The sequence below is a fragment of the Streptomyces sp. SID14478 genome (genome assembly GCF_010548525.1).
Lineage (GTDB): Bacteria > Actinomycetota > Actinomycetes > Streptomycetales > Streptomycetaceae > Streptomyces.
The window spans coordinates 1-8770 of the sequence record NZ_JAAGMG010000172.1 but is presented as its reverse complement, the minus strand read 5'-3'; the positions used below and the strand labels follow the sequence as shown (position 1 = coordinate 8770).

Sequence of the window (8770 nt, the reverse complement as noted above, 5' to 3'; positions counted from 1 at the left end):
CCGGACTGCGGCCGCGCCCCCTGCACAGCGCGGCGACGGACACGCTGACCGCACGGGAACGGGCCGCGGCGAGCTGCGCGGCCCGGGGTCGAGGCGCGACGGAGATCGCGGCGGAACTGCACCTCGACGAGCAGGCGGTGACCCGGCTGCTGTCCGCCGTGTACCGCAAGATCGGCACGGACCCCGCCGGGCTCGCCGACGCCCTGGGCGAGTAGCCGCGGACCCCGCCCAACCCGGGAGCGGTACCCGCGCCGAAGCGACGTACCATGGGGCGCATGTCCTTCCTCCGCCGCCGCGCTGCGACCCCCGCAGGCCCCGACTTCGACGTCCTGGCCATGGATCCGGGCGACTGGCCGGGCAATCTCGGCGCGGGCCTGCTGCCCGCCCCGGACGGTTCCTGTCAGGGTGTGTTCCTGCGCTACGACCTGTTCGGCGGCCGTGGCCCCGCGATGATCATCGGCAATCTGCCCGAGGGCTCCCCGGCCCGCGAGATCGCCGAGGGCGAGATCCCCTTCGAGGTCGCCCAGCTGCTCAGCGCGCTGGAGAACGACGAGGAGGTCACCGTCACCGGCGTCGAGGACGTGCCGGTGATGCAGGGCGACAACCTCCTCATCGTGCGCCGCCTGAAGCTCTCCGAGACGCGCATCTCCTGCGTCCAGTTCGACCGCAGTGACAACGTGCTCGTGACCATCGCGTCCTGGGACCGTCCGATCACCGACGACCTGTACGCGCTCCTCAAGCCGCTGCCCGCGGAGCTGTTCCAGCAGGGTTGAGCCGCAGGCGCAAACCGGCTGTGCCCACCTCTTGTCGCAGAGTCATCGGACCTCTAGCGTGACGAGGCATGCCTTCTGGGAACCCTGAGCTCACGCGAAGAACCACCATGAAAGGTGCGGCCATCGGTGCCGCCGCCCTCGCCACCGGACTCGGTCCGCTGGCCGCTTCGGCGTCCGCCGGGGAGCGCCGCCGCGATCCCTCCGATGAATTGCTGCTCTGGTATAACGCCCCCGCAGCGGACTGGGAACGCGAAGCCCTGCCCATCGGCAGCGGCGCCCTCGGCGCGATGGTCTTCGGCACCCTCGCCTCGGAACACCTCCAGTTCAACGAGAAGACCCTGTGGACCGGCGGCCCCGGCGCACAGGACGGCTACGACTTCGGCAACTGGCGCAGCCCGCGCGACGGTGTCCTCGCCGACGTGCGGCAGCGCATCGAGACGGGCACGAAGCTCGACCCCGACACCGTCGCCGGCGAACTGGGCCAGCCCCGCGTCGGCTACGGCGCCCACCAGACCTTCGGCGACCTCCACCTCGACTTGCCCGGCGCCCCCACCACCACCCCGGCCGACTACCGGCGCTCCCTCGACCTGCGCACCGCCCTCGCCTCGGTCACGTACACGGACCAAGGCGCCGTCCACGAACGGGAGTTCTTCGCCTCCCACCCGGACTCCGTACTCGTGGGCAGGCTCTCCAGCGACCGCCCCGGCGGCGTCACCTGCACCCTGCGGTACGCCTCGCCGCGCACCGACTTCACCTCGACGGCGAGAGGCGACCGGATCACCGTCACGGGGCAACTGGCGGACAACGGGCTGAAGTTCGAGGCCCAGATCCGCGCACGCCACGAAGGCGGCACACTCACCGCTCACGCTGACGGAAGCCTCACCGTCACCGGCGCCGACAGCGCCTGGTTCGTCCTCGCCGCGGGGACGGACTACGCGGACACCTACCCCGACTACCGCGGCGCCGACCCGGCCGCCGCCGTCACCGCGGCCGTCGACAAGGCGGCGGACCTCGGTCACGCCGCGCTGCGCGAGCGCCACCTGACCGACCACCGCGCGCTCTTCGGCCGCGTCGACCTCGACATCCGGCAGACCCCGCCCGCCGACGTCCCCACGGACCAGTTGCTCACGCAGTACACGGGTGGGGCGAGCGCCGCCGACCGGGCCCTGGAGGCCCTCTTCTTCCAGTACGGGCGCTACCTGCTCATCGCGTCCTCCCGCGCGGGCTCGCTGCCCGCGAACCTGCAGGGCGTCTGGAACCAGTCCACGACGCCGCCCTGGTCCGCCGACTACCACGTCAACATCAACCTGCAGATGAACTACTGGCTCGCGGAGGCGGCCGCCCTGCCCGAGACGACGGCCCCCTACGACCGGTTCGTCGCGGCCCTGCGCGCCCCCGGCGAACGGACGGCGAAGGAGATGTTCGCCAGTCGCGGCTGGGTCGTCCACGACGAGACCAACCCGTACGGATTCACGGGCGTGCACGACTGGTCGACCTCCTTCTGGTTCCCCGAAGCGGCCGCCTGGCTCACGGCGCAGCTCTACGAGCACTACCGCTTCGGCGGCTCCACGGACTACCTGCGCACCACCGCGTACCCCCTGATGAAGGGCGCGGCCGAATTCTGGCTCGACAACCTGCGCACCGACCCGCGCGACAACTCCCTGGTCGTCACGCCGAGTTACTCGCCCGAACACGGCGACTTCACGGCCGGTGCCGCCATGTCCCAGCAGATCGTCCACGACCTGCTCACCAACACCCTCGAAGCGGCGAAGACGCTGGGCGACTCGGCTGCCTGGCGCCAGCAACTCACCGACACGCTCGGGAAGTTGGACCCGGGTCTGCGGATCGGTTCGTGGGGCCAGTTGCAGGAGTGGAAGACCGACCTCGACAGCCCCACCGACGACCATCGGCACGTCTCGCACCTCTACGCCCTGCACCCGGGACGTCAGATCGCACCCGGCAGCACCTGGGCCGAGGCGGCGAAGGTGTCGCTGACCGCGCGCGGTGACGGCGGCACCGGCTGGTCCAAGGCGTGGAAGGTCAACTTCTGGGCCCGGCTGCGCGACGGCGACCACGCGCACAAGATGCTGTCCGAGCAGCTCAAGGCGTCGACCCTGCCGAACCTGTGGGACACCCACCCGCCGTTCCAGATCGACGGCAACTTCGGCGCCACGTCCGGGGTCGTGGAGATGCTGCTGCAGAGCCAGTTCGACGTGATCGAGGTGCTGCCCGCCCTGCCGGCCAGCTGGCCCGAGGGCTCCGTGCGCGGTCTGCGGGCGCGTGGCGGCGCCACCGTCGACATCGACTGGGCGGCAGGGCGCGCCACCCGCGTCGCCGTCACCGCGGGACGCACCCGTCAACTGACCCTGCGCAGCACGCTGTTCGGGGACAAGACCCTCAAGGCCGTGGCCGGACGCCGGTACGTCTTCGACTGACCGTGCGCCGGACAGCCGTCGGGCCCGGGTGCGCCCCCACGCGCACCCGGGCCCGACGGCCGTTGCCGAAACGGCCTGCTACTTCCCCGTGGACGGCAGCACGCGTACGTCGGCCGCCCGCACGTAGGCGACCCGGTGCGCGAACTGGATCTCGTAGTAGACGTCCTTGCCCTTGACCACCTTGTGCTCCGCGGTGTCGAACGTCGGGGAGTAGAAGTACTCGCCCGTCGTCCGCTCGCCGACCACGTAGCGCTGGCCCGCCGACAGCTTGTACGGCAGCGGCGAGATCGCCTGCGGGGTGATGCCCGCCGGATAGGCCGAGGCCTCCGGGTAGGCGCGCCCGTACACCGGGATGTCGCTCGCGCCCGCCTTCGGCGTGACGACAAGTCCCTTGGCGTTCACGGCGGTCGGCTGCTTCTTCGGGTTCTTGAACCAGGCCTTCTGGCCGAGGTACCAGATCGCGGTCCAGTCGCCCTTGCGCTCGGCGACCGCGTACTGCTGGCCCGTCGACACCCGCGACGCCATGTCGTTCACGTCGATCGTCGAGGCCTCTCCGCCCGGCCGCAGGCCGATGTCCTTGACGAGCGGGGCGTCCTCACTCGGCGCCGTGTACACGCGCACCGCGCTGGACCCGTGGGCCGTGCACGTCTCGCCCGCCTTGGTGCAGCCCGTGAACTGCGGCTTGTTCGCGGCGAATCGAGGAGCGACCGTGACGATGCCGCCCCCGGACCCGGGCGTGCCGTGGAACGGCTTGCCCATCAGGGCGAAGTAGTGCGCCCAGTCCCAGTACGGACCGGGGTCCGTGTGCATCTGCGGGATGGTCGCCGTCGTCGGTCCCGGCACGTTGTCGTGGCCGAGGATGTGCTGCCGGTCCAGCGGGATGCCGTACTTCTTCGCGAGGTACGTCACCAGGCGCGCCGAGGACCGGTACATCTCCTCCGTGTACCAGGTGTCGGGATCCGTGAGGAAGCCCTCGTGCTCGATGCCGATCGACTTCGCGTTGGTGTACCAGTTGCCCGCGTGCCAGCCGACGTCCTTCGTCTTGATGTGCTGGGCGATGTGCCCGTCCGTCGAGCGCAGCGTGTAGTGCCAGCCCAGGTACGTCTTGTCCTGGACCAGCTTGAGCGACACGTCCCATGACCCTTCCGTGTCGTGGATGACGATGGAGTCGATGCTCTGGTCCTTGGGGCGGTCGGCCAGGTCGTGGTTGCCGTAGTCGCCGTCGCCGAACTCCTCGTAGGGCGCCGGGATCCACTCGCACGACACCGTCCTCGGGCACTCGGTCCCCGAGGTGTCCGCCTTGCGCAGGCCCATCTTCTCCAGCTGGGCCGCCCGCGGCCGCGCGTCCGACGTGGCCGCCAGCGTCACGTCCTGGCCGGCGTCCGTGGTGCGCCGCTCGCCGTCGCGGATCACCGCGAAGACGTCGTTGGCGTACGTCGCCGCGGTCGCGGTGTCGTCCGCGCCGGAGAACTTCGCGACCGCGCCGTACCAGTCGGCCGGCGTCGCGCTGAGCGGCTTGCCGAGCTTCTTCTGCGCGGCCGCGAGCAGCGCCGCGCCACCGCGGACGTTCGCCGCGGAGTCACTGCGCAACTGCGCTGCCGGAATACCGGTGAGCTCCGCTGCCCGCGTCAACGTCTTGAGACGGGACGGGAGTTGGGCGTCGGTGGGTACGGCATCGGAGACCTTGAGCGGGGCGCGCGAGTCGTCGCCGCGGGCGTCGCCCTCCGCGTGGCTGTGCACGACGGTGTTCCGGATCGCCGTGGCCGCGTCGGTGAGGTGCATGGGGCCGTAGCCGCCGGTGACGCTGGGCGCCCCGCCGTGCGTGTCCCACCGCGACTGCAGGTACGAGACGCCGAGCAGCACGCTCTGCGGCACCTGGTACTCGGCGGCCGCCGAGGCGAACGCGTCCTGCAACCGCGTCGACGGGGCCGCCGCGTCCTGGGGCGGGGCCGCGCCGAGCAGCGGCAGCAGCAGGGCCGCGGTCGCGAGTGTGCCCGCCGCCCGTGCTCCCGCTCGGGGACGTCTGCCGGGAAGGGAACGGGTGGACCGATGCAACGGTGCCTCCTGGGAGCGAGGATGGTCGGATTGCTGCGCGGTACGTGCGGGCCGGTCGTGCGTCAGTGGTATCGGCTCGCCGGCGATCCGTCAATCATCCGACAGGCAACGGAATTCCCCAGGATTTCCCATGTCAGCGGGCGTGTATATGAGTTTCCTGTGCGGTGGTGCGACCGCCTGCGGCGCGTCAGTGGAGTAGTCCAATGAGTACCTCTCGGGCGGCGCACGACAAAGATCCGCGGTGCGCCGTGTTCCTCCCGGGCGCACCGCGGATCCTCGTCCCCGTCAGCGAGTGCCGACCGCCGCTCGGACCGCCTTGCGGGCCATGTTGCAGTCGTCGTGCAGACGGCGCAGCAACAGCCGCTGCTCCTCGCCGGACGGCGCAGCACCGGAGTGGGCCTGAGCCGATGCCGCCGGGGTCTGTTCGTGCAGGTAACGCTGCACGGCCGTCTCGTACGTACGGATCTCCCTGGTCAGTACGAGCATCAGGTTCACCAGGAACGCGTCGCGCGACGCCGGGCCGCCGGACTGGGCGAGCTGGCTGATCTGCCGCCGCGCCACCGGTGCGTCACCGAGCACCGTCCACAGGGTCGCCAGGTCGTAGCCGGGCAGGTACCAGCCCGCGTGCTCCCAGTCCACCAGTACGGGACCGGCCGGTGAGAGCAGGATGTTCGACAGCAGGGCGTCGCCGTGACAGAACTGGCCCATGCCGCCGCGCCCCGCGGAGTGCGCGATGCCGTGCAGCAGCTTCTGCAGGTCGCCCATGTCGCGGTCGGTCAACAGGCCCAGGTCGTGGAACTTGTTGATCCGCTCCGCGTAGTCCAGTGGCGCGTCGAAGGTGCCCGCCGGCGGCCGCCACTGGTTGAGTCGGCAGATCGCGCCGAGTGCGGCGCGCACGTCCGCCCGCGGCGGTGCCTCGGCCGGGTGGCGCTGCAGGGCTGCCACTCGGCCGGGCATCCGCTCGATCACCAGCGTGCCGTTGTCCGGGTCCGCCGCGATCAGACGCGGCACCCGCACCGGCGGCCGGTGTCGGACGAACGAACGGTATGCGGCTATCTCGTGCCTGATCCGCTCCGCCCACAGAGGGGAGGAATCGATTAAGCACTTCGCGACGGCGGTGCTGCGCCCGGTCGTGCCGACGAGCAGCACGGTGCGCGGCGAGCGGCGCAACACCTGCACCGGATGGAACTCCGGGCAGATCCGGTGCACCGAGGCGAGCGCCGTGCGCAGCTGGGCGCCCTGAGGGCCGGACAAGTCGAGTCTCCCGCTGAGCGGTTGCGAGCCGAGCCCCGGGGCGCGACGCGTCCGTCCGACGCCACCCAGCGCCGGGGTCGCGGGCCGCACGGGGTCGAGGTACGGGCCGCTGCCCGTCATCGCCGCGCGGGCGGGACGGGGCGGCCGGGGCGGAGCGGACACGGAGGACGATGCTGCGTACATAGGAGATACAGATCCCTTCGTGTGCCAGTGAGTTGCCTGCGCCGCCCGGCCCGGCCGATTCGGTACACCCTGGGGAATGCCCTGTGGCGACCGGGTCGGGGTGGCGCATTACTACCTGACACCCGAGGGGCTCAGGCACAACAGCTGGCGCACCCTGGCGAACCCTGGCGAATAGTCGCTCAGCAACTGACAGAGGGCTACTGTCGATTTCAGCCGAGAACCTGGGGGCTTACGTGAACGGACAACCCAACACCCGCCTGAGCGACCTGTTCGGCCTGGCCGGCTGGTCCAAGGGCGAACTCGCGCGGCTCGTCAACCGGCAGGCGGCGGCCATGGGCCACCCCCAGCTGGCGACGGACACCTCGCGGGTGCGGCGTTGGATCGACATGGGAGAGATCCCGCGCGATCCGGTACCGCGGGTGCTGGCGGCGCTGTTCACCGAGCGACTCGGCCGTGTCGTGACCATCGAGGACCTCGGTCTCGTCCGACACGGGCGCATGGGTAAACGGCAAGGCGGCGGGAGCCCGGAACAGCAGGGCCCCGACGGAGTGCCATGGGCGCCCGAGCGGACAGCTGCGGTCCTCACCGAATTCACGGGAATGGACCTCATGCTCAACCGACGCGGCTTGGTGGGCGCGGGCGCCGCGCTCGCCGCAGGTTCCGCACTCAGCAGCGCCATGCACGACTGGCTGCACACCGACCCGGTCCTCGCGGCCGACGCTCCCAGGACCACCGATCCCCTGCACGCCGACCCTGCTGGGTTCGACCGCTACGAGGCCGCCCCCATCGGGTCGCAGGAGATCGAGGAACTGGAGCGTTCCGTCGAGGTGTTCCGGGCCTGGGACGCCTCCCGCGGCGGCGGGTTGCAGCGCAAGGCAGTCGTCGGCCAGCTCAACGAAGTCGGCGGAATGCTCTCCTACCGACACCCCGACCACCTCCAGCGGCGCCTGTGGGGCGTCGCCGCCAACCTCGCCGTCCTCGCGGGCTGGATGTCCCACGACGTCGGCCTCGAACCCACGGCCCAGAAGTACTTCATCATCGCCGCGCACGCCGCGCGCGAGGGCGGCGACCGGCCGCGCGCCGGTGAGGCCCTCTCACGAGCGGCACGTCAGAAGATCCACCTGGGCGCGCCGGACGAGGCACTGGAGTTGATGAAGCTCGCCAAGTCCGGTTCGGGCGACGAGGTGCTGCCCCGTACGAAGGCCATGCTCTGCACCATCGAGGCCTGGGCACAGGCGTCCCTGGGCAAGGGGCAGGCGATGCGCCGCACCCTGGGACAGGCGGAGGAACTCTTCGTCTCCGACAAGGGCGATGTGGCGCCGCCGAGTTGGATGCAGATGTTCGACGAGGCGGACCTGCACGGTATGCAGGCCCTCGCCTACCGCACCCTCGCCGAGCACGAGCCGGGCGCCGCGGTCATCGCGCAGCGGCACGCCAAGGAGGCCCTCGAACTGCGCGCGGGCGGCCGTGACCGGTCGAAGATCTTCGACCACCTGTCGATGGCGTCGGCCTGCTTCATCGCCGACGATCCCGAACAGGCCGACCGGTACGCGCGGTTGGCACTGTCGTCGATGGGGTCGAACTCGTCCCACCGCACCTGGGACAGGCTGCGGGAGATGTACCGGCTCACCGGACAGTTCGCGGGCTACCCGAAGATCGAGGACCTGCGCCGGGAGATCAAGCTGGCCCTGCCCAGGCCGACCGGGAAGCGCATCCAGGCGTAGCCCCGGCCCGGACCGTCCGGGCCGTACGACCACTCACCTTCACGTCGCCGTCGGGATCGTTCAGGAACCGACCCGGGCGACGAGCACACAGGCGCCGTCCGCACGCTCGGCCGCGCCGAACTCGTCCACGACCATGCGGACGCACTCCTGTGCGTCACGGGCCGTGGCCAGGTCCGGTGCCATGGCGAGCAGCCGGCCCGCTGCGGCGCGCTCGCCGCGCCGCGGTACCAGGCCGTCGGTGTGCAGCAGCAGGAAGTCGCCCGGCTGCAGGGTCTCCTGAGCCTGCCCGTAGGCGGACGCGGCGCTCGCGCCGAGCGGTGCGCCCTCGGGCGGCGTGAGCGCACGC

The 8770-nt window shown here is 71.2% G+C and carries 7 protein-coding genes; 4 read left to right on the top strand and 3 right to left on the bottom strand.

All coding sequences use genetic code 11. The annotated features are described in order from the left end of the window. From G3I40_RS06595 to G3I40_RS06585, 3 genes are all read left to right on the top strand, one after another. Positions 1 to 215, top strand: a 215-nt coding sequence (locus tag G3I40_RS06595) for a LuxR C-terminal-related transcriptional regulator (RefSeq protein WP_164301215.1), incomplete at its 5' end; no start/stop codon positions are given. A gap of 60 nt (positions 216 to 275) precedes the next feature. Continuing rightward, the gene (locus tag G3I40_RS06590; protein WP_164301214.1) at positions 276 to 773 is read left to right on the top strand and encodes a hypothetical protein; all 498 of its coding nucleotides are present in this window, start codon (positions 276 to 278) and stop codon (positions 771 to 773) included. Positions 774 to 880: 107 nt separating this feature from the next. Next, positions 881 to 3208, top strand: coding sequence for a glycoside hydrolase family 95 protein (locus tag G3I40_RS06585; protein ID WP_203643548.1), 2328 nt, complete (start codon positions 881 to 883; stop codon positions 3206 to 3208). Between the two features lie 78 nt (positions 3209 to 3286). Here the strand turns inward: G3I40_RS06585 and G3I40_RS06580 are convergent, their stop codons facing one another. Then, entirely contained in the window at positions 3287 to 5263 is a 1977-nt protein-coding gene (locus G3I40_RS06580) for a peptidoglycan recognition family protein (RefSeq protein WP_164301213.1), read from the bottom strand. A 285-nt stretch (positions 5264 to 5548) separates the two neighbouring features. Further along, positions 5549 to 6700 carry an aminoglycoside phosphotransferase family protein gene (locus tag G3I40_RS06575; RefSeq protein WP_164301212.1) on the bottom strand — a complete coding sequence of 384 codons (1152 nt, stop codon included), beginning with the start codon at positions 6698 to 6700 and terminating at the stop codon, positions 5549 to 5551. 233 nt (positions 6701 to 6933) lie between these two features. Between G3I40_RS06575 and G3I40_RS06570 the strand changes: the two genes are divergently transcribed. Beyond that, complete coding sequence (locus G3I40_RS06570) at positions 6934 to 8424, top strand: hypothetical protein (protein ID WP_164301211.1); 1491 nt, start codon at positions 6934 to 6936, stop codon at positions 8422 to 8424. Between the two features lie 60 nt (positions 8425 to 8484). Here G3I40_RS06570 and G3I40_RS06565 read toward each other — a convergent pair. After that, positions 8485 to 8770 (bottom strand): SpoIIE family protein phosphatase (locus tag G3I40_RS06565; RefSeq protein WP_164301210.1); only part of this gene is annotated, 286 nt, incomplete at its 5' end.

Bases quoted from the DNA above. Each gene is read 5' to 3' on its own strand.
- G3I40_RS06590 (WP_164301214.1), top strand. From the start codon at position 276: ATGTCCTTCCTCCGCCGCCGCGCTGCGACCCCCGCAGGCCCCGACTTC.
- G3I40_RS06585 (WP_203643548.1), top strand. From the start codon at position 881: ATGAAAGGTGCGGCCATCGGTGCCGCCGCCCTCGCCACCGGACTCGGT.
- G3I40_RS06575 (WP_164301212.1), bottom strand. From the start codon at position 6,700: ATGTACGCAGCATCGTCCTCCGTGTCCGCTCCGCCCCGGCCGCCCCGT.